We start from the raw sequence: 19,187 nt of genomic DNA on the forward strand, positions 1-19,187 counted from the left end.
CAGGCCCGGAGCCTAGGACGGCTGGAGGGGGCTCCGCGGGCCGATAACCCGCGGATTAGCACGTTCGAGTGATGCGTTCGAGTCCCGGGACCGGGTTCAGGACTCCTGCGGCGTGGCCGTGACGTCCTGCTCGGGGACGGTCTGCCCGGAGCGGATCAGCTCGATCCGCCCCATGACCTTGTCGCGCAGGTCGCCCGGCACGTCGTCATGCCCGCAGCAGCGCTTGACGAGCTTCTTCACGGCCTGCTCCAGGCCGTACTTCTCCAGGCACGGCGAGCACTCCTCGAAGTGGTGCTCGAACTTCACGCAGTCCGAGTCCGGCATCTCACGGTCGAGGAACTCGTAGAGATGATCGAGGATTTCGCTGCAATCCGTCTCGTGCGGCTCTCCGCAGCTCATGACCCCGAGCCTTTCGCTTCGTTCGACTCTCCGGCGCCGGCCGGAACCATCCCCCGCTCACGGGCGTAGTCCTCCAGCATGCCGCGCAGCTGACGGCGGCCGCGGTGCAGGCGGGACATCACCGTTCCGATGGGTGTCCCCATGATGTCGGCGATCTCCTTGTAGGCAAAGCCCTCGACGTCCGCCAGGTAGACGGCGATTCGGAACTCCTCGGGGATCGCCTGGAGGGCCTCCTTCACGTCCGAGTCGGGCAGGTGGTCGAGCGCCTGCGACTCCGCGGAGCGCAAGCCGGTCGACATGTGCGACTCGGCGCGGGCGAGCTGCCAGTCCTCGATCTCCTCGGCCGCCGAACGCTGCGGTTCGCGCTGCTTCTTGCGGTAGGAGTTGATGAAGGTGTTGGTGAGGATCCGGTACAGCCACGCCTTGAGGTTGGTGCCCTCACGGAACTGGTGGAAGGACGCGTACGCCTTGGCGTAGGTCTCCTGCACCAGGTCCTCGGCGTCGGCCGGGTTGCGCGTCATGCGCAGCGCGGCCGAGTACATCTGGTCGAGGAACTCGAGCGCGTCCCGCTCGAAGCGCGCGCTGCGCTCCGCGGTCGTCTCCGCACCCGTGCCGCCCTGGCCCTCGGGCTGCTCCGCCTGGCCGTGTTCGGTCCCTGCGTCGGTCCCAGTGACCGGACCCACCTCCTCCAGTGTTCTCGTGAGACCGAGGCCGGTCTCACCCGAATCGGAGGATAGACGACGATCCGGTCCGCCCGCCGCCCGAATCGGGGCGGTCTTGGCCGCGTGCAGCACCGTCCACTCCAGGTCGGCACGGCTGCTGCGGCTCGGGCAGAAGGTCGAACCCATGCGGCGGACTTCCTCTCCTACGGCGTCGGCGCTGGTCCCCAGCGCGTACGTCCCGCACAACAGCGACCGCCGCCCCGGCATTCCCGGGGCTTCACCCCAGTGACCCGGCCCACCCGGCGACCGCGTCGGTGAGGACCGCCACGGCCTCGTCCTGCGAGATCTCCGCGCGCTTGGGCACGGCGAAGCCGTGATCCCCGTACGGAATCTCCACGAGGTCGTACGGGCCGTCGGGGAACTCCGCCGGCCTGCCGAAGGTGTCGTTGCCGCCCTGGACGACCAGGGTGGGCACGCCGGAGCCGAGCAGTTCCCCGGCCCGTGACGTCTCCGGCTTGCCGGGCGGGTGGAGCGGGAAGGCGAGGGCGAGGACCGCGTGGGCGCCGAGCTCGCGGGCGGTACGGCAGGCGACCCGGGCGCCTGCGCTGCGGCCGCCGGAGATCACCGGCACCCCGTGCGCGGCCAGCGCGGGCCAGAGGCCGCGCCAGCCGGTGTCGAGCGTCTTCGGCGCGGGCGCGAGCTTCTTCCCGGCCACCCGCCAGGGCTGCTCCACCCGGGCCACGGTCACGCCGTGGGCGGGCAGGACGGCGGCCAGGGCGGTCAGGTCCCGGGCCTCGATGCCCCCGCCGGCGCCGTGGCCGAGGGCGAGCACCAGCCGGGGCTCCGCCGCCCGGTGCCAGGTGATGCGGGCGGTCCCGGCGTCGGTGTCGACGGTCTCCGTGGTCACGTCGTCCACCTGGGAACCTCCAGGCGCCTTCTTCACATTCTTCCCGTGGGTCACGTCAGAAGAGTGTGCCCTCTTCGGGCCCCTCCAGTTCCTTCAGCAGCTCCGGCCCGTTGTTGCGCACGTTGCTGACGGCCGTGGAGACGGGGTAGGCACGCATCAGCCCGCCGGGCGGCGGGGCGAGCAGCTCGCGCAGCCCGTCCACGTCGGTGCGGGCCGGGTCGAGCCAGGCGTCCCAGCGGTCCGGGGTCAGCATCAGCGGCATCCGGGGGTGGATGTCGGCCAGGGCCCCGGGGCCCTCGGCCGGGGCCACGGCGAGCGGGCTCGTCTCGGCCTCGGTGGTGATGACGGAGCAGGTCACCCACCAGGCCTGGGGGTGGTCGTCCGGCAGCGTCTTGTCCCGCCAGAACTCGTACAGCCCGGCCATCGCGAAGACCGACCCGTCCGCGGGGGTCACGAAGTAGGGCTGCTTGCGGGGCCGCTTCTTCTTCCCCTCGACCTCCAGCTCGCGCTCCTGGGTGCCGGTGACCCACTCGTAATAGCCGTCGGCGGGCAGGATGCAGCGCCGGGAGGTGAAGGCGCGGCGGTAGGACGGCTTCTCGTGGACGGTCTCCGCGCGCGCGTTGATCATCCGGGCGCCGCCCTCGGGCGTCTTCGACCAGGATGGGACGAGTCCCCACTTCAGGGTGCGCAGCTGCCGGACCGGGCGCGGGTCGTCCGCGTCCTTCAGCGGGCGGTCGAGGACGGCGTGGACCTCTTTGGTGGGCGCCACGTTGTAGTCCGGCGCGAGGGTCTCCTCGGGCTCCCACTTCTCGATCTCGAAGATCCCCGCGAGGTCCTCCGGCCGGCGACTCGCCGCATACCGTCCGCACATCTCCGACACCCCTCCGACCTGCGAGGACGCAAGACCGTGCCGCTTCGGCCGGCACGGTACCGGGACGCCTGGCCCGTCGCCTCGGCCGTCCTGCCGGCCCGGCGCTGCGGAGCGGCGTGCCCGGACGGCGTCTCCTCGCTGCTCTGGTGTCCCGGCCACCGGGACACGTCCAAGAATCGCAGACGGGCACGACCGGCCGCGCGCCCGCCTTCACCATCAGCCGGTGGGATCCGTTCCGCTCCCGCTCCCGGCGGCCCGGTCCTTCGCGAGCTCCGCGGCGAACTGCGCGCCGGTGAGCAGCGCGAGGTTGGACAGCCACAGCCAGATGAGGAACACGACGACGCCCGCGAGCGAGCCGTAGAGCCTGCTGTACGCGCTCAGGGTCGAGGTGTACAGCGCGAAGCCCGTCGAGACGAGCAGCCACAGGACGGCGGCGAGGACACCGCCGGGCAGAGAGAGCCGGCGGCGGCGGGCGGGGGCCGGGCCGGTGTGGAACACGACCACGACGAGCAGCGCCACCAGGCACAGCAGCAGGGGCCAGCGCAGCACGCTCCAACTCCAGGCCGCCGTACTGCCCAGGCCGAGCGCCCGGCCCACGCTCTCGGCCAGCGGCCCGGTCAGCAGCAGGGCGAGGGAGCCGGTCAGGAGCAGCGCGAGCAGGACGAGCGCGGTGAGGACGATCCGGTGGGCCTTGCGCCAGGGCGAACGCCGGTCCTCGATGCGGTGCATGTGATGCAGGGCCCGGCGGAAGACCGCGAGGTAGCTGGAGGCCGACCACAGCGCGCTGACGGTGCCGGCCGTCAGCAGCGGCCAGGCCCCGCCGTCCGCGCCGAGCATCCGGGACAGGGCGGCGTGCAGGTCCCCGGCGGACTCGGCGGGCGCGTAGGCGGTGACGTGGCTGACGAACTCCTTCGCCGTGTCCGGGCTGATCAGGCCGAACGCCAGGACCGTGGCCAGCATCGCGGGCAGCACCGCCAGGATCGCGTAGTACGTCAGGGCCGCCGCGTAGTCGGTGATGTCGTCGTCCCACAGCGACACCGGGGTGCGCCGCAGCGCCGGCCACCAGAGGGCGGGCGGCCGCCCGCCGCCCTCCGCGTACCCGCCGGGGGCGTCACGGGCCGGGGTCCGCGTGGCCATGTCGCTGTCCTTCCGTCCCGGCTCGTCGGCGAGGCGGCCGGGCCCGTCCGGGTCCGCTCCGGCCGCCGTTGTGACGCGGTTGCCCGGAAAGAGCCCGGTGGAACGCGGCCGGGGGCCGGGACCGCGACGGCCCCGGCGCCCCCGGCTGACGATCCGTCAGGAGGCGGGCATCAGGACCGAGTCGATGATGTACACGTGGGCGTTGGCGGTCTTGACGTTGCCGCAGACCACCTTGGCCGAGTCGTTGACGGTGTAGGACTCGCCGGACCCGGCGGTGGTGAGCTTCGTCTTCTCCAGGGTCTCGAAGGAGCCGTTCTCCAGGTCCTTCGGCGCGAGCTTCCGGCCCACGACGTGGTAGGTGAGGATCTTCGTGAGCTGCGCCTTGTCGTTCAGGACCTTGTCCAGGGTGGCCTTGGGAATCTTGGCGAAGGCGTCGTTGGTGGGGGCGAACACGGTGATGTTCTCGGCGTTGTTGAGGGTGTCGACCAGCCCGGCCTTCTTCACGGCCGTCACCAGGGTGGACAGGGCCGGGTTGTGGGACGCGGCGGTGGCGACGGGGTCCTGGGCCATGCCGTCGAAGGAGCCGGCGCCGCTGTCGGGCACCGCCGAGCAGGCCGGGCCGAAGGGCGCGTCCGTGCCGGTGGTGGTGTCCGAGCCGGCCATGCCGTCGCCGGAGGCGGTGGCCGGGGCCGACGCCTTGGAGGAGGAACCGGCCTCGGCCGAGTCGCCGCCGCCGTCGGAGCAGGCGCTCAGGGACAGGGGCAGGACGGCCGCGGCGGCCAGGGTGACGGCGGCACGGCGGATACGGGTGTTCATGTGATTCTCCTGTGTAGGGCCGCAGCGGGGTGCTGCGCGCGGGGGGAAAGGGGGAAAGGGGAGGGGTGGCGCGTGGGTCACTCGACGGTGACCACGACCGAGTGCCGGCCGGTGGCCCCGTCGGGGACGGTGCCGGCCCGGCGTGCGGTCTGCGTCCGCCCGGTGCGGTCGGTGGCGCGCACGGTGAGGGTGTGTCCGCCCTCGGTGGCCTGCCAGGGGAAGGACCACTGGCGCCAGGTGTCGCGGCTGTCCTCGGCGGCGAGGCGGGCCTGTTGCCAGGGGCCGTCGTCGACACGGACCTCGACCCGGTCGATGCCCCGCCGCTGCGCCCAGGCGACGCCGGCGACCGTCACGGGACCGGCGGGGAGCCTGGCGAAGGGCTTGGGGGTGTCGATGCGCGACTGGGTCTTGACGGGGGCCCGCCGGGCCCAGCCGCGCCGGACCCAGTAGGGGTCGTAGGACGCGAACGTCGTCAGTTCGATGTCCTCGATCCACTTGCAGGCGGAGACGTATCCGTAGAGCCCGGGCACCACCATGCGGACGGGGAAGCCGTGCGCGAAGGGCAGCGGCTCTCCGTTCATCCCGACGGCCAGGAGCGCGTCCCGGCCGTCCATGACGTCCTCGACGGGGCTGCCGAGGGTCATGCCGTCCACCGAGCGGGCCACGAGCTGGTCGGCCGGCCCGCCGCGCGAGGGCGGCACGACCCCGCACTCGGCCAGCAGGTCGGCCAGGCGGACGCCGATCCAGCGGGCGTTGCCCACGTAGGGTCCGCCGACCTCGTTGGAGACGCAGGTGAGCGTGATGTCGCGTGCGACGAGCTCGCGGCGCAGCAGGTCGTCGAAGGAGAGCGTGCGCGGACGCCGGACGCCGTCACCGTGGATGCGCAGCCGCCAGGTCGTGGCGTCCACCTTGGGCACGACCAGGGCGGTGTCCACCCGGTAGAAGGAGCGGTTCGGCGTGACGAAGGGGCTGACGCCGTCGATCCGCAGGGCGGCGCCCCGCGGGACGGCCGCGGCGGGCGACGCGGGCGCGGGCAGGACCACCCGGGAGCGGGACGCCACCGCGTCCCCGCCGCGCGAGCCGTTCAGGAACCGGCCCAGGGCCCCGGCACCGGCGGAGGCCACGGCGGCGCCGCCGGCCGCGACCACGAAACCACGCCGGTCCCAGTCCGCGGCGGAAGGGGACGAGACACCGGCACCGGCCTGCTCGCGCCGGGCCGGCCGGCGCGCCAGGGCATGGAGGAGGACCGCGCCGGCGCCCGCGCCCACGAGGGCGGGCAGGGCGTCGGACAGACCGCGGGAGTCGGGCCGGGTCGTCGCCGCGAGCGCGCCGATCGCGCCGAAGACCAGCACCCCCGCCGCCCCGGCCCGCCTGAAGCGCAGCGCGGCCATTCCCAGGGATATCGCGACCAGCGCGAGCACGCCGAGAATTCCGGTCTGCAGAACCAGTTTGTCGTCCGTGCCGAAATTCCGGATCGCCCAGTCCTTCACCTCCGCCGGGGTGCGGTCGATCACCGCGCCGCCGACCGCGACGACAGGCCCCGCCTCCGGGCGGACCGCCGCCGACACCAGCTCGGCGACGGCGAGGGCGGCGAAGCCGGACACGGCCCCGGCGAGCGCGCCCGCCGCCGGGCGGAGCCCACCGAGGGGCCTGCGGAGTTTCCTGTCGTCGTCGATCACGTGGGGAATCCGGTCCGGCGGGCGGGGCGGATTGGCCGTTTCCCCGATCGGATGAATCTTTTTTCCGGACCCATCCGCACGCCGATCGGCTCCGGATGAAAAGGAATGCACGGAATGGGGAGGTGCCGGATCAGGCGGCGCGCCGAACCGCCATGACGAAGGCGGGCCCGGTTCGGCCGGACCCGCCTTCGGTCGCCGCTCGCGTATGCGCCCCGGTCAGGCGGGCAGCCCCAGCACGGCCACCGGCGCGGACGTCGGCTGCCGGGAGCCACCCGCCGGTTCCACGGTGACTCCCAGGCCCGAGGCCCCGTCGACGGGGCCGCTCATCAGGACGGTCTGGGCGGTGCGCCCGGGGTCCATCAGCCCGGCCGGCCGCATGGTGCCGCGGTCGTCGAACCAGAGCTGGTACACCTTCCCGGCACCGGGAGGCGCCATCCCGGAGACGGCGAACACGGCCCGGTCCATGCTGCGCGAGACGACGACCGTGCCGACCGCGCCGTCGCCGAGCGCGGCCGTCCGGGTCCTGGCGTCCGGCGCGGCCAGGACCGCGGCGATCCGGTCGGTCCCCTGGCGCGCCTGCCGGGCCTCGCGCACCGCGTCCTCGGCCCGCTGGTGCTGCCAGACCGCCGTGCCGCCGAGCGCGGTGGCCACCGCGACGCAGGCGGCCAGCGCCCACCGGGACAGCAGCCGGGCCCGCAGCGCGGCCCGTCCCGTGCGCACGGCCGCCGGCGCGCCCGGCGGCTCCTGGCGGACCGCGGAGACGCGGTGCAGCACCCGCGCGCGCATGGCCGGGGGTGGCGTCACGGTGGCGGCGAGCCCCAGCCGGGCGGCGGTGGCGGACAGTTCGGCGGTCTCCTGCGCACACGGCTCGCAGCCTTCGAGGTGCCGCTCGAACGCGGCGCGTTGCCCGTCGGCCAGGGCGTGCAGGGCGTAGGCACCGGTCATCCGGTGCAGCTCGGCGGACGTGGTCACGCGGTCACCCCCAGGCAGTCGCGCAGGCGGATGAGGCCGTCGCGCAGGCGGGTCTTGGCGGTGCCCAGCGGCAGGGCGAGCGCCTCGGCCACCTGGCGGTAGGTCAGGCCGCGGTAGTAGGCGAGCGTGATGGCCTGCCGCTGCACCTCGGTGAGCGTGCGCAGGCAGCGCCGCACCTGCTCCCGCTCCAGCCGTGCCTCGACCTGTTCGGTCACCTCGTCGAACTCGGGCGTGCGCTCCAGCAGCGCGGCCTTGTGGTCGCGGACGGCGGCGGCCTCGACCGAGCGGACCCGGTCGACGGCGCGGCGGTGGGCGAGGGTGAGGATCCAGTTGAGGGCGCTCCCGCGCTCGGGCCGGTAGCGGGGCGCGGTCCGCCACACCTCGACCAGCACCTCCTGCGCGACCTCCTCCGACTGCGCCCGGTCGCGCAGCACGGCCCGTACGACCCCGAGGACGGATCCGGCCACGGCGTCGTAGACGGAGGCGAACGCGTCCTCGTCGCCCAGGGCGACACGGCCCACCAGCTCCTGCAGGTCCGGTCGGGACGAGGGACTTCTGCCGATGTACACGGCTTCTTTCACAGGGGGCCTCCGCTGCTCGGACATCTCCGCACGTAATCCGGTCCCGGTGAGGCGGCGGATTGGTCCCGGCGGCACCGACGACCGCGGGTGCCCGCCCGGCGTCGCGCACGGCTGCCCGGGCTCTCAGGCTTCTCGGATACCGTCCGCACGTACGTGCCACACTGCCAGATCCCGTCCGACCGCAGGGAGCCGACGCCGCACATGGACAGCACCGCAACCGCCTCGCTCGCCTCCCTCTGGGACGAGGTCTCCGGTACGCAGCCCGACCCCGACCTGTGGGTGGTGGTCGCGGCCCTGGGCGTCGCGCTCGCCGTGGTGCTCCCGCACGGTCTGTGGCGCATCTCCCGCAACGCCATCACCATCGCGCACGAGGGCGGCCACGGGCTGGTGGCGCTGCTCACCGGCCGCACCCTCACGGGCATACGGCTGCACTCGGACACCAGCGGCCTGACCGTCAGCCGCGGCAAGCCGCACGGCATCGGCATGATCCTCACGGCCGCCGCCGGCTACACCGCCCCTCCCCTGCTGGGCCTCGGCGGCGCGGCCCTGCTGGGCGCGGGCCGCATCACGCTGCTGCTGTGGCTGGCCACGGCCCTGCTGCTCGCCATGCTCGTGATGATCCGCAACGCCTACGGCGCCCTCACCATGGTCATCACCGGCGGCCTGTTCGTACTGGTGTCCTGGCTGGCCGGCCCACAGGTGCAGGCGGCGTTCGCGTACGTGGTGGTGTGGTTCCTGCTGGTGGGCGGGGTGCGGCCGGCCTTCGAGCTCCAGGCGAAGCGGGCCCGGGGCGGGGCGGGCGACTCGGACGCGGACCAGTTGTCCCGGCTGACGCACGTACCGGCGGCGCTGTGGTTCTTCCTGTTCCACGCCGTGTCGCTGTGCTCGCTGGTCGGCGGAGGGCGCTGGCTGCTCGGCCTGTGACCGGCCCGCCCGGGCGCGACGGGGCCCGACGCAGCCACCCTCGGGCCACGGCCTGCTTATAAAGTAAAGGCATGGCCCCGAACACCGCAGACACCGCCCTCTGGCCCGCCCCGCACGCGAGCGGAGCCGTCGACGCGACGGTCCACGTGCCCGGGTCCAAGTCGGTCACGAACCGCGCCCTCGTCCTCGCCGCCCTCGCCTCCGAGCCGGGCTGGCTGCGCCGCCCGCTGCGCTCCCGCGACACGCTGCTGATGGCCGGCGCGCTGCGTGCGATGGGCATCGAGATCGAGGAGGGCGTGGGTCCCGACGGCACCGGCGAGGCGTGGCGGGTGCTGCCCACGGGGCTGCGCGGCCCGGCCACGGTCGACGTCGGCAACGCCGGCACGGTGATGCGGTTCCTGCCGCCCGTCGCCGCGCTCGCCGACGGCCCCGTCCGCTTCGACGGCGACCCCCGCTCCTACGAGCGCCCCCTGAACGGTGTGATCGACGCGCTGCGCCAGCTGGGCGCCCGGATCGACGACGACGGCCGCGGCGCCCTGCCGCTGACCGTGCACGGCGGCGGTGCCCTGGACGGCGGACCGGTCTCGATCGACGCGTCCAACTCCTCGCAGTTCGTCAGCGCCCTGCTGCTGTCCGGCCCGCGCTTCAACCAGGGCGTCGAGGTCCGCCACACCGGTGCCACGCTGCCCTCCCTGCCGCACATCCGCATGACCGTGGACATGCTGCGCGCGGTCGGCGCCCAGGTGGACACCCCCGAGTCGGGCGGCGAGCCGAACGTCTGGCGGGTCACGCCGGGCGCCCTGCTCGGCCGGGACCTGGTGATCGAGCCGGACCTCTCCAACGCCCAGCCGTTCCTGGCGGCGGCCCTGGTCACCGGCGGCAAGGTCACCGTCCCGGACTGGCCGGCCCGCACCACCCAGCCCGGTGACAAGCTCCGCGAGATCTTCACCGAGATGGGCGGCTCCTGCGAACTGACCGAGTACGGGCTGGTGTTCACCGGCTCCGGCTCGATCCACGGCATCGATGTCGACCTGAGCGAGGTCGGCGAGCTGACGCCGGGCATCGCGGCCGTCGCGGCCCTCGCCGACTCCCCGTCGACCCTGCGCGGCGTGGCCCATCTGCGCCTGCACGAGACCGACCGGCTGGCGGCCCTGACCAAGGAGATCAACGAGCTCGGCGGTGACGTCACGGAGACGGCCGACGGCCTGCACATCCGCCCGCGCCGGCTGCACGGCGGCATCTTCCACACCTACGACGACCACCGCATGGCCACGGCCGGCGCGGTCATCGGCCTGGCGGTGGAGGGCGTGCAGATCGAGAACGTGGCGACGACGGCCAAGACCCTGCCCGACTTCCCCGACCTGTGGACCGGGATGCTCGGGGCGTAGGACGCGGGGACCAGGTCATGCGCCGCTACGGCAAGCACACCGACGAGGACGACATCCGCACCCGTCCGGGCCGCCGGAACACCCGGCCCCGGACGAACATCAGGCCCAAGCACGAGGACGCCGCCGAGGGCCTCGTCCTCACCGTGGACCGGGGCCGCCTGACCTGCCTCGTCGAGGACCGGGTGGTCATGGCGATGAAGGCCCGCGAGCTGGGCCGCAAGGCCGCGGTCGTCGGCGACCGCGTCGCCCTCGTGGGCGACATGTCCGGGAAGAAGGACACCCTGGCGAGGATCGTGCGCATCGAGGAGCGCACGTCCGTGCTGCGCCGCACGGCGGACGACGACGATCCGTACGAGCGCGTGGTCGTGGCCAACGCCGATCAGCTGGCCGTCGTCACGGCCCTGGCCGACCCGGAGCCCCGCCCCCGCCTGATCGACCGCTGCCTGGTCGCGGCCTACGACGGCGGTCTGGAACCGCTGCTGGTGCTGACCAAGTCGGACCTCGCCCCGCCCGAGAAGCTGCTGGAGCTGTACGGCGACCTCGACATCCCGTACGTCGTCACGAGCCGCGCGGAACTGGAGAGCGGCGCCGCCGTCGCCCGGGTGCGCGAGCAGCTCGACGGCCGGATCACCGCGTTCGTCGGGCACTCCGGGGTCGGCAAGACGACGCTGGTCAACGCGCTGGTACCGGAGGAGCGGCGGCGTTCGACCGGGCACGTGAACGCGGTGACGGGCCGCGGCCGGCACACCACCACCTCGGCCCTGGCGCTGCCGCTGGCCGGCGGCGACGGCTGGGTCATCGACACTCCGGGCGTGCGGTCGTTCGGGCTGAACCACGTCGACCCGTCCCGGGTCATCCACGCCTTCCCCGACCTGGAGCCGGGCACCGAGGGCTGCCCGCGCGCGTGCAGTCACGACGAGCCGGACTGCGCGCTGGACGCCTGGGTGGCCGAGGGGCACGCGGACCCGGCGCGGCTGTACTCGCTGCGCCGGCTGCTGGCCACGCGGGAGCGCACGGAAGGCGACTGACCTCCGCGTTGTTTGTCCTGCCGTGCGGACGGTAAGTGCATAATCGCACCAAGCCGGATGCAAGCCTCGGCAAAACGAGACGAAGCGGTCACTGAACGTGGGCTACGGGAGGACGACACATGGCGTGGCTGCTGGTCATCGTGGCCGGGTTGCTCGAGACCGGTTTCGCCGTCTGCCTGAAGCTGTCGCACGGCTTCACCCGGCTCTGGCCGACGATCGCGTTCTGCGTCTTCGCCCTCGGCAGTTTCGGTCTGCTCACCCTGTCGCTGAAGAAGCTCGACGTGGGCCCCGCCTACGCCGTGTGGACCGGCATCGGGGCGGCGGGGACGGCCATCTACGGCATGGTGTTCCTGGGTGACCTGGTGTCGACGCTGAAGATCGTGTCGATCAGTCTCGTCATCATCGGCGTGATCGGGCTGCAGTTGTCGGGCTCGGCGCACTGACGCCGCGTCAGCCGCCCTGCCGGTGCAGGGCGCCGCGGACCAGGCCGGCGACACCGCCCTCGCCGGGGGGCGCGGCCACGCAGGACAGGGCCAGCCGGACGGCGAGTTCGCAGGAGCGGGCCAGCTCGGCCGCGTCGGACGGGGAGGTGCCCGGTCCGGCCAGGGCGGTCACGGCGCGGTCGCGGACGAGGGCGACGAAGTCCCCGGGTGAGGGCAGCGGGCCGTCGGCGCGGCGCTGGGCGGGGACGGCGGAGGTGGACGGCACCCCCGTCAGGGCCGGTGACGGCAGGCGTTCGCTCCAGCAGCCGGTGAGCATGGCGCGGACGAGGGCGTTGTCGCGGGCCGAGGTGGTGACCCACTCGGCGGTGGCGGTGAGCCGTTCGCGCGGGTCGCTGTGCGTCGCCAGCGCGCGCTCGACCCCGGCGAGGTAGCCGTCCGCCTCCCTGCGCACGAGCGCCCGCGCGAGGCCGTCCTTGCTGCCGAACTCGTTGTACAGCGTCTGCCGGGACACTCCGGCCGCCGCCGCCACGTCCACCATCCGCACGGCGGACCACGGCCGGCGCGCCAGCGCCGCGAAAGCGGCGTCCAGCAGGGACTCCCGCGCTGCAGGCATCATCGCCTCCCCTTGGGGCGAGCGGCTCTGGGCCCAGATTTGACGCGCGTGGGACCACTGTCAAGGGTTCGCGAGCGCGCTCGGGGGGCGCGTTTCGGCCGTGTCGCGCGGGGTGCCGGCGGCCCCGGCCACGCGTCACGCGCCGGCGGCCCCGCCCTCTCGAACCCCCGGTGGCCCCACCCCCACCTCGGCAGATAGGTTCGTCACATGCCCGACTACCTCGACGACCTGCGTCTCGCTCACGTCCTCGCGGACGCCGCGGACGCCGCGACGACGGACCGGTTCAAGGCCCTCGACCTCAAGGTGGAGACCAAACCGGACATGACACCGGTGAGCGAGGCGGACAAGGCCGCGGAAGAGCTCATCCGCGGCCAGCTCCAGCGCGCCCGGCCGCGCGACGCGATCCTCGGCGAGGAGTACGGCGTCGAGGGCACCGGCCCCCGCCGCTGGGTGATCGACCCGATCGACGGCACCAAGAACTACGTCCGCGGCGTCCCCGTCTGGGCCACCCTGATCTCCCTCATGGAGGCGGGCGAGGGCGGCTTCCAGCCGGTCGTCGGCGTCGTCTCCGCACCCGCCCTGGGCCGCCGCTGGTGGGCGGCGAAGGGCCACGGCGCCTTCAGCGGCCGCTCCCTCACGAAGGCCTCCCGGCTGCACGTCTCACGCGTCTCGGCGCTCTCCGACGCCTCCTTCGCGTACTCCTCGCTCAGCGGCTGGGAGGAACAGGGCCGCCTGGACGGCTTCCTGGACCTGACCCGCGCGGTGTGGCGCACACGCGCGTACGGCGACTTCTGGCCGTACATGATGGTCGCGGAGGGCTCGATCGACATGTGCGCCGAGCCCGAGCTGTCGCTGTGGGACATGGCGGCCAACGCGATCATCGTCACCGAGGCGGGCGGCACCTTCACCGGCCTGGACGCCCGCCCGGGCCCGCACAGCGGCAACGCGGCCGCGTCGAACGGCCTGCTGCACGACGAGTTGCTCGGATACCTCAACCAGCGTTACTGACCGCCCCCTTGTTGACCCTCCCTTTGCCTGCCACTCTGACAGTCCCCCCACTTGTGCACTTGTGAAAAGCGGAACAAAGGCGGGGGCATTCCCAGGAGGTGGCTCCATCCATGCTCGTCCGTGACGCCATGAGCACCGTCGTCCTCACCATCGGCCCGGCTCACACCCTGCGCCAGGCCGCCGCGTTGATGTCCGCCCGCAAGGTCGGCGCGGCCATCGTGCTCGACCCGGACGCCGGTGGCATCGGCATCCTCACCGAACGCGACATCCTCAACTCCGTGGGCCGTGGCCAGGACCCGGACACCGAACGCACCCATGCCCACACGACCAACGACGTCGTGTTCGCGACTCCGACCTGGACCCTGGAGGAGGCGGCCGGCGCGATGGCGCACGGCGGTTTCCGTCATCTCATCGTGCTGGACCGCGACGAGCCCGCCGGCGTCGTCTCGGTCCGCGACATCATCCGCTGCTGGGCACCGGCACGTCAGCAGGTGCCCGCCTGACGGCACGTAGGGACACGGACGGGCCGGGCTCCCCGAGGGGAACCCGGCCCGTCCGCCACCGCAAGCGGTCCAGTGCTGGAGTTCAGCCGCGCAGGGCCTGGACCGCGACCTCCAGCCGCTTGCCGTAGTCTCCGTCGGCCCGACGGAAGTTGTCGATCGCCCGCTCGACGATGTCGTCGCGCGAGACCTTGGCGATGAAGCCCGCCAGGTTCGCGATCAGGCGCTCCTTCTCGTCCTCCGACATCAGCCGGTACAGGTTGCCCGCCTGGACGAAGTCGTCGTCCTCGGCGTGCACGGGCGCCTCGTGGTTGCCGGTGGTGCCGCCCACGGCGACGGCCGACCACAGCGGACGGTCCGTCTGGAACGGGCCGCCGAAGCTGTTCGGCTCGTAGTTCTTCGCGCCCCCGTGGCGGCCGTCGTAGAGGTGGCCGTCACGGGAGTGGGTGCGCGCCACGGTGGCGTGCGGGCGGTTCACCGGCAGGTGGTCGGCGTTGATGCCGACGCGGTAGCGATGGGCGTCGCCGTAGGCGAAGAGGCGGCCCTGGAGCATCTTGTCCGGGGACGGGCCGATGCCCGGCACGAAGTGGGCGGGGCTGAAGATCGACTGCTCGACCTCGGCGAAGATGTTCTCCGGGTTGCGGTTGAGCTCCAGCTTGCCGATCTCGACGAGCGGATAGTCCGCGTGCGGCCACACCTTGGTCAGGTCGAACGGGTTGAACCGGTACGTCGCCGCCTCGGCCACCGGCATGATCTGCACGCCGACGGTCCAGCTCGGGTACTCGCCCCGCTCGATGGCCTCGCGCAGGTCGCGCTGGTGGGAGTCGGGGTCCTCACCGGCGAGCCGGGCGGCCTCCGCGCTGGTGAGGTTCTTGATGCCCTGGTCCGTCTTGAAGTGGTACTTCACCCAGAAGGCCTCACCGGCCGCGTTGCTCCACTGGAAGGTGTGGGAGCCGAAGCCGTCCATGTGACGGTAGGAGGCCGGGATGCCCCGGTCGCCGAAGAGCCAGGTCACCTGGTGCGTGGACTCGGGCGACAGGCTCCAGAAGTCCCAGACGTTGTCCGCCTCGGTCGAGCCGGTGTAGGGGTCGCGCTTCTGGGTGTGGATGAAGTCGGGGAACTTGATGGCGTCCTTGATGAAGAACACCGGGGTGTTGTTGCCGACGAGGTCGTAGTTGCCCTCCTCGGTGTAGAACTTCAGCGCGAAGCCGCGCGGGTCGCGCACCGCGTCCGCCGCGCCCAGGTTGCCGGCCACGGTCGAGAAGCGCAGGAAGACCTCGGTCTGCTTGCCGATCCCGGAGAGGAACGCGGCGCGCGTGTAGGGGGTGACATCGGCGGTCACGGTGAAGGTGCCGTAGGCGCCGGCACCGCGGGCGTGCACCACGCGCTCCGGGATCCGCTCCCGGTTGAAGTGGGCCAGCTTCTCCAGCAGGAGCTGGTCCTGGACGAGCACCGGGCCACCGACGCCCGCGGTCTCGCTGTTCTGATTGTCGGCGACCGGAGCCCCGGCCTCCGTCGTAAGCGGTCCCTGCGTCGTCACGTGCGCCTCCTGCACCGTTCCTGGCCAAACCTGTCCCTTGGCCAAAGCCGTTCTCGATCCTACAATAGACATTGTCTAAAGCAAGTGAGACTCTAATCTCACACCTGTTCGGGACCTGGTCCCCTTAGCTGTTAGGCTGGTGGCCATGAGTGACCTTCTGGAACGCCTGCGCGGACGCGGATGGCGGATGACCGCGCAGCGGCGCGTCGTGGCCGAGGTCCTCGACGGCGAACACGTCCATCTGACGGCCGACGAGGTCCACGCCCGGGCCGTCGCCAAGCTGCCCGAGATCTCCCGGGCGACCGTCTACAACACGCTCGGCGAGCTCGTCACCCTGGGTGAGGTGCTGGAGGTCTCGACCGACCAGCGCGCCAAGCGGTACGACCCGAACGCCCACCGGCCGCACCATCACCTGGTCTGCGCCCAGTGCGGCGCGATCCGCGACGTCCACCCGGTCGGCAACCCCCTGGCGGACCTCCCCGACTCCGAGCGCTTCGGCTTCACGGTCTCGGACGTCGAGGTGACGTACCGCGGCGTCTGCCCGAACTGCGCGGCCGCGTAGCCTGCCAAGCGCCACGCGAAAGCCCCGGCCCTCATGGGCGCCGGGGCTTTTCGCTGCGCACACGGACCGGGCACGGACCGGGGAAACACCGAGGGCCGGAACCCTTTCGGATTCCGGCCCTCGGCCTTCAGTAGCGGGGACAGGATTTGAACCTGCGACCTCTGGGTTATGAGCCCAGCGAGCTACCGAGCTGCTCCACCCCGCGTCGATGAATGCAACGTTACGTCAATGGCGAGGAAGGATGCAAATCGCTTAACACCAGACCTCCCGCCGAACCCTCGCCCCACCCCTCCGGCCCGGGCCGGAGTCCGGGAGGAAGGCGCCAGCACCGGCCGCCGCAAAGCGGCCGGCCCGGCTTGGTCACCCGGGACGGCAGGGCCCACTGACCGCCCTGGGACCGGCCTCACTGTGACCGGCCGACGCGGACCGGCTTTCCCGGGACCGCCGGGAGGGACCGGCCCGGCTGGGACCGTCCCCCGCCGGACCGGCCCGTCGGAGCGGCCCGTCGGAGCGGCCTCGCTCGGACCAGCCGTCGCCGAACCGGGCTGACTGAGACCTGCCATCGCCGGACCGCCCGTCTCGGACCGGCCGGTCATGGGCCAACACATCAGACCGGCCGGTCATCGGACCCGCGCGTCAGACCGACCGGGCCGGCACCAGCCGGGCAGGACCGGTCACCGTGGCACCGGCCGGGGCGGGAACGGCCAGGCAGGACCGGTCACCGTGGCACTGGCCAGGGCGGGGGCGGCCGGACAAGACCGGTCACCATGGGACCGGCCAGGGCGGGAACGGCCGGGCAGAACCGGTCACCATGGCACCGGCCAGGGCGGGAGCGGCCGGATGGGGCAGGCCGCCACCGTACGGGCCGCCGGACCGAGGCGGTCAGGGTGAGACGGGTCGTCGCCATGGCACCGGCCAGGGCGCGGGCCGGCCCCCTACCCGGGGCGGCAGCCACAGGCGTGGGCGGCCGGTCTCACGCCGACAGCTCCTGCCGGAGCGCGTCCCGCAGCCGGGCCGCTCGCTCCGCCACCGACCCCGGCCCCAGGGAGACGGCCCGGTCGGCCCACCGCTGGCCCTCCGCCAGCTCGCCCCGACGCGCGTAGACCAGGGCGAGCCGGAGCGCCGCCCGTCCGTGCCCGGCGTCGGCGGCCCGTGTCCACCACACCGCCGCCTCGGGCTCACTGCCCTCCCGGGCCAGCAGCAGCCCGAGATTGAACGCGCCGTTGCGGGACCCGGCCTCGGCCGCCTCCCGGTACCACCGGGCCGCCTCGACCACGTCCCCCCGGGCCGCCGCCAGCATGCCGACCCGGACCTGGGCCCGCCGGTGCCCCTGGGAGGCCGCCCGCTCGTACCACTCCTCGCACTCGCTGCGCCGGTGCACCGGCTCGCCGAGCTCGTGCGCCGGCTCCGGCGGGCGCCGCGCGTCGAGCACGGTCGCCAGCCGGTACGCGGCCTCCGCGCTCCCGCCGCCGGCCGCGCACCGCAGGTGCCGCTCGGCCTCCTGCTCGTCGCCGTCCCGCAGCCGCGCGATGCCGACCTGCAGCGCCGCCTCGGTGTGCCCGGCGGCGGCGGCCCGCTCGTACCAGCGCAGCGCGGCCTCCTGCTCGCCGCGCCCGGCGTGCAGGATGCCCAGGTTGAACGCCGCGTCCACGCTCCCGGCCTCCGCCGCCTTGGAGAACCACGGCTCCGCGCCCGTCTCGTCCCCGCCCTGCAGCAGCAGGATCGCCAGCGCGTTCGCGGCCTCACGGTGCCCGGCGTAGGCCGCGCGCCGGTACCACTGCTCGGCCTGGGAGGTGCGCCCCTGCTCGGCGCAGAGCAGCCCGAGGTTGTACGCGCCGTTCACGTCGCCCGCGTCCATCGCGGCCCGGTACCACCGCTCGGCGGTCTGGGTCTCGCCCCGCTCGGCGTGCAGCGCCCCCAGCGCGTTCGCCGCGTTGCCGTCGCCGTCCTGCGCGGCCCGCAGCCACCACACGGCGGCGTTCTCCGTGTCGCCCGCGTCGCGCAGCAGGAACCCGAGCGCGCAGGCGGCCCGCGCCTCGCCGTCCTTGGCGGACGTCAGGTACCAGCGCCCCGCCTCCTTGAGCTCGCCGCGCCGCTCCAGGATCGACCCGAGGTGCAGGGCGGCCCGCCGGTGGCCGCGCGCGGCGGCCTGCCGGTACCACTGCTCGGCCTCCTCGGGCGCCTGGACGCCGCTGTCGCCGTCGGTCTCCCGTGCCGCCTTCCGGTCCAGGGCCCGCGCGAGCCGGTACGCGGCCTCGCGGTGCCCACGCTCGGCGGCCACGCGCATCCACTGCTCGGCCGCGGCGTCACCACGGTGCTCCAGCAGGTCGGCGAGGGCGTACGCGCCCAGGGTGTGGCCCTGTTCGGCGGACTGGCGCAGCCAGTACTCGGCGGCGGGTTCGTCGCCGCGCTCACGATGGTGCCGGCCCAGGGCGTGCGCCGCCGCGGCCGATCCGGCGACGGCGGCGATCCGCCACCATCCGGCGGCCTCGTCGGCGTATCCCCGCTGGTGGAGCAGGACACCCAGGTTGTTGGCTGCGGCCCGGTCGCCCGCGGCGGTGGCGGCACGCAGATGGGGTTCGGCACCGTCGAGGTCGCCACGGCGCAGCAGCATGGCCCCGAGGACACTCATCGCCTCGACGTCGCCGGCCTCCGCGGCGAGCCGCTGACGCAGCTCTTCGGCCGCCTCGTCGGCGATTTCCCCGGTCTCGTCCGGGGTCTCGGTGTCCTCCCGGCTGGAAGGCTGCACAAAACGCCCTGTCTCGAACAGAGTTGCCTTGTCCCCCATAACGTCCATCGTCGCACCACCTGCAACCTGGGTACACCTGGTATACCGCAGCCAGTGAGGTCACTACAGCGTTTTGTCGACATGCCCACAGAGAGACAAGTCAAACACAGTTCGGCCAACTCCCCCCGGCGGCGCGGCCGCGGCCTGCGCCTGGACATGCGTTCACACATCACGAAGGCCCGGATTCCTGTGTGGAATCCGGGCCTTCGTGGCCGCTCCGTCACTCGGACGTCGCGACTTCAGTAGCGGGGACAGGATTTGAACCTGCGACCTCTGGGTTATGAGCCCAGCGAGCTACCGAGCTGCTCCACCCCGCGCCGTTGTGTTCACAACCGTATCACGGCGCGGAGTGGGCGTTTCACCAGGCCA

Annotated in this window: 19 protein-coding genes and 2 tRNA genes; 7 read left to right on the forward strand and 14 right to left on the reverse strand. The window is 73.2% G+C overall.

The annotated features are described in order from the left end of the window. Positions 1 to 96: 96 nt before the first annotated feature. The 9 genes from rsrA to ACF07N_RS07845 form a co-directional block, all read right to left on the reverse strand. Positions 97 to 399: a mycothiol system anti-sigma-R factor gene (gene rsrA, locus ACF07N_RS07805; RefSeq protein ID WP_383323952.1), complete on the reverse strand. Its 303-nt coding sequence runs from the start codon at positions 397 to 399 to the stop codon at positions 97 to 99. Beyond that, positions 396 to 1,082, reverse strand: coding sequence for an RNA polymerase sigma factor SigR (gene sigR / locus ACF07N_RS07810; protein WP_383323955.1), 687 nt, complete (start codon positions 1,080 to 1,082; stop codon positions 396 to 398). The genes rsrA and sigR overlap by 4 nt, the downstream gene beginning before the upstream one ends. A 256-nt stretch (positions 1,083 to 1,338) precedes the next feature. After that, on the reverse strand, positions 1,339 to 1,968 hold the full coding sequence (locus tag ACF07N_RS07815) for an alpha/beta family hydrolase (RefSeq protein ID WP_392109661.1): 630 nt from the start codon (positions 1,966 to 1,968) through the stop codon (positions 1,339 to 1,341). Positions 1,969 to 2,023: 55 nt separating this feature from the next. Beyond that, complete coding sequence (locus ACF07N_RS07820) at positions 2,024 to 2,839, reverse strand: SOS response-associated peptidase (protein WP_383323957.1); 816 nt, start codon at positions 2,837 to 2,839, stop codon at positions 2,024 to 2,026. A 216-nt stretch (positions 2,840 to 3,055) separates the two neighbouring features. Continuing rightward, positions 3,056 to 3,976 (reverse strand): YihY/virulence factor BrkB family protein, encoded by a 921-nt coding sequence (locus tag ACF07N_RS07825; protein WP_392109665.1) that lies wholly within the window; start codon positions 3,974 to 3,976, stop codon positions 3,056 to 3,058. Between the two features lie 156 nt (positions 3,977 to 4,132). Next, a complete protein-coding gene (locus tag ACF07N_RS07830) occupies positions 4,133 to 4,792 on the reverse strand; it encodes a fasciclin domain-containing protein (protein WP_383337443.1) in 660 nt (219 codons plus the stop codon). A gap of 77 nt (positions 4,793 to 4,869) precedes the next feature. After that, positions 4,870 to 6,471: a molybdopterin-dependent oxidoreductase gene (locus ACF07N_RS07835; protein WP_392109669.1), complete on the reverse strand. Its 1,602-nt coding sequence runs from the start codon at positions 6,469 to 6,471 to the stop codon at positions 4,870 to 4,872. 216 nt (positions 6,472 to 6,687) lie between these two features. Continuing rightward, complete coding sequence (locus ACF07N_RS07840) at positions 6,688 to 7,416, reverse strand: anti-sigma factor domain-containing protein (protein ID WP_392111072.1); 729 nt, start codon at positions 7,414 to 7,416, stop codon at positions 6,688 to 6,690. Positions 7,417 to 7,439: 23 nt separating this feature from the next. Continuing rightward, positions 7,440 to 8,024, reverse strand: a complete 585-nt coding sequence (locus ACF07N_RS07845; RefSeq protein ID WP_383588073.1) for a sigma-70 family RNA polymerase sigma factor — start codon at positions 8,022 to 8,024, stop codon at positions 7,440 to 7,442. A 201-nt stretch (positions 8,025 to 8,225) separates the two neighbouring features. Here ACF07N_RS07845 and ACF07N_RS07850 point away from each other — a divergent pair, with 201 nt between their 5' ends. The 4 genes from ACF07N_RS07850 (at position 8,226) to ACF07N_RS07865 (ending at position 11,807) form a co-directional block, all read left to right on the forward strand. After that, entirely contained in the window at positions 8,226 to 8,948 is a 723-nt protein-coding gene (locus ACF07N_RS07850; RefSeq protein ID WP_383323970.1) for a M50 family metallopeptidase, read from the forward strand. A 71-nt stretch (positions 8,949 to 9,019) separates the two neighbouring features. Further along, positions 9,020 to 10,336 (forward strand): 3-phosphoshikimate 1-carboxyvinyltransferase, encoded by a 1,317-nt coding sequence (aroA, locus tag ACF07N_RS07855; RefSeq protein WP_392109673.1) that lies wholly within the window; start codon positions 9,020 to 9,022, stop codon positions 10,334 to 10,336. 17 nt (positions 10,337 to 10,353) lie between these two features. Continuing rightward, positions 10,354 to 11,364 carry a ribosome small subunit-dependent GTPase A gene (rsgA, locus tag ACF07N_RS07860; RefSeq protein WP_094057141.1) on the forward strand — a complete coding sequence of 337 codons (1,011 nt, stop codon included), beginning with the start codon at positions 10,354 to 10,356 and terminating at the stop codon, positions 11,362 to 11,364. 119 nt (positions 11,365 to 11,483) lie between these two features. Next, entirely contained in the window at positions 11,484 to 11,807 is a 324-nt protein-coding gene (locus ACF07N_RS07865) for a DMT family transporter (protein WP_383323976.1), read from the forward strand. A gap of 7 nt (positions 11,808 to 11,814) precedes the next feature. Here the strand turns inward: ACF07N_RS07865 and ACF07N_RS07870 are convergent, their stop codons facing one another. Next, entirely contained in the window at positions 11,815 to 12,423 is a 609-nt protein-coding gene (locus ACF07N_RS07870) for a TetR/AcrR family transcriptional regulator (RefSeq protein WP_392109677.1), read from the reverse strand. Between the two features lie 204 nt (positions 12,424 to 12,627). Between ACF07N_RS07870 and hisN the strand changes: the two genes are divergently transcribed. Continuing rightward, positions 12,628 to 13,428 (forward strand): histidinol-phosphatase, encoded by an 801-nt coding sequence (gene hisN, locus ACF07N_RS07875; protein ID WP_392109680.1) that lies wholly within the window; start codon positions 12,628 to 12,630, stop codon positions 13,426 to 13,428. Positions 13,429 to 13,538: 110 nt separating this feature from the next. Continuing rightward, positions 13,539 to 13,931: a cyclic nucleotide-binding/CBS domain-containing protein gene (locus ACF07N_RS07880; RefSeq protein WP_383323985.1), complete on the forward strand. Its 393-nt coding sequence runs from the start codon at positions 13,539 to 13,541 to the stop codon at positions 13,929 to 13,931. Between the two features lie 82 nt (positions 13,932 to 14,013). Here ACF07N_RS07880 and ACF07N_RS07885 read toward each other — a convergent pair whose 3' ends face one another. After that, positions 14,014 to 15,540: a catalase gene (locus ACF07N_RS07885; protein WP_392109683.1), complete on the reverse strand. Its 1,527-nt coding sequence runs from the start codon at positions 15,538 to 15,540 to the stop codon at positions 14,014 to 14,016. Between the two features lie 73 nt (positions 15,541 to 15,613). On the opposite strand from ACF07N_RS07885, the gene ACF07N_RS07890 reads away from it, so the two are divergent. After that, the gene (locus ACF07N_RS07890; RefSeq protein WP_309095379.1) at positions 15,614 to 16,030 is read left to right on the forward strand and encodes a Fur family transcriptional regulator; all 417 of its coding nucleotides are present in this window, start codon (positions 15,614 to 15,616) and stop codon (positions 16,028 to 16,030) included. Positions 16,031 to 16,161: 131 nt separating this feature from the next. Here the strand turns inward: ACF07N_RS07890 and ACF07N_RS07895 are convergent. The 3 genes from ACF07N_RS07895 to ACF07N_RS07905 form a co-directional block, all read right to left on the reverse strand. Continuing rightward, positions 16,162 to 16,235: transfer RNA gene (locus ACF07N_RS07895), tRNA-Met, on the reverse strand. A 768-nt stretch (positions 16,236 to 17,003) separates the two neighbouring features. Beyond that, the gene (locus ACF07N_RS07900; RefSeq protein ID WP_383323991.1) at positions 17,004 to 18,827 is read right to left on the reverse strand and encodes a sel1 repeat family protein; all 1,824 of its coding nucleotides are present in this window, start codon (positions 18,825 to 18,827) and stop codon (positions 17,004 to 17,006) included. A 234-nt stretch (positions 18,828 to 19,061) separates the two neighbouring features. Beyond that, a tRNA-Met gene (locus tag ACF07N_RS07905) sits at positions 19,062 to 19,135 on the reverse strand. Positions 19,136 to 19,187 lie beyond the last annotated feature (52 nt).

Origin of the sequence: Streptomyces sp. NPDC015242 (genome assembly GCF_043079125.1) — a bacterium.
Taxonomy (GTDB): domain Bacteria; phylum Actinomycetota; class Actinomycetes; order Streptomycetales; family Streptomycetaceae; genus Streptomyces.

Coding starts and splice junctions, on each gene's coding strand:
- rsgA (WP_094057141.1), top strand. CDS start 10,354: ATGCGCCGCTACGGCAAGCACACCGACGAGGACGACATCCGCACCCGT.
- ACF07N_RS07825 (WP_392109665.1), bottom strand. CDS start 3,976: ATGGCCACGCGGACCCCGGCCCGTGACGCCCCCGGCGGGTACGCGGAG.
- aroA (WP_392109673.1), top strand. CDS start 9,020: ATGGCCCCGAACACCGCAGACACCGCCCTCTGGCCCGCCCCGCACGCG.
- rsrA (WP_383323952.1), bottom strand. CDS start 399: ATGAGCTGCGGAGAGCCGCACGAGACGGATTGCAGCGAAATCCTCGAT.
- hisN (WP_392109680.1), top strand. CDS start 12,628: ATGCCCGACTACCTCGACGACCTGCGTCTCGCTCACGTCCTCGCGGAC.
- ACF07N_RS07850 (WP_383323970.1), top strand. CDS start 8,226: ATGGACAGCACCGCAACCGCCTCGCTCGCCTCCCTCTGGGACGAGGTC.
- ACF07N_RS07830 (WP_383337443.1), bottom strand. CDS start 4,792: ATGAACACCCGTATCCGCCGTGCCGCCGTCACCCTGGCCGCCGCGGCC.
- ACF07N_RS07870 (WP_392109677.1), bottom strand. CDS start 12,423: ATGATGCCTGCAGCGCGGGAGTCCCTGCTGGACGCCGCTTTCGCGGCG.
- ACF07N_RS07880 (WP_383323985.1), top strand. CDS start 13,539: ATGCTCGTCCGTGACGCCATGAGCACCGTCGTCCTCACCATCGGCCCG.
- ACF07N_RS07865 (WP_383323976.1), top strand. CDS start 11,484: ATGGCGTGGCTGCTGGTCATCGTGGCCGGGTTGCTCGAGACCGGTTTC.
- ACF07N_RS07840 (WP_392111072.1), bottom strand. CDS start 7,416: ATGACCGGTGCCTACGCCCTGCACGCCCTGGCCGACGGGCAACGCGCC.
- ACF07N_RS07890 (WP_309095379.1), top strand. CDS start 15,614: ATGAGTGACCTTCTGGAACGCCTGCGCGGACGCGGATGGCGGATGACC.
- ACF07N_RS07885 (WP_392109683.1), bottom strand. CDS start 15,540: ATGTCTATTGTAGGATCGAGAACGGCTTTGGCCAAGGGACAGGTTTGG.
- ACF07N_RS07900 (WP_383323991.1), bottom strand. CDS start 18,827: ATGGACGTTATGGGGGACAAGGCAACTCTGTTCGAGACAGGGCGTTTT.
- ACF07N_RS07820 (WP_383323957.1), bottom strand. CDS start 2,839: ATGTGCGGACGGTATGCGGCGAGTCGCCGGCCGGAGGACCTCGCGGGG.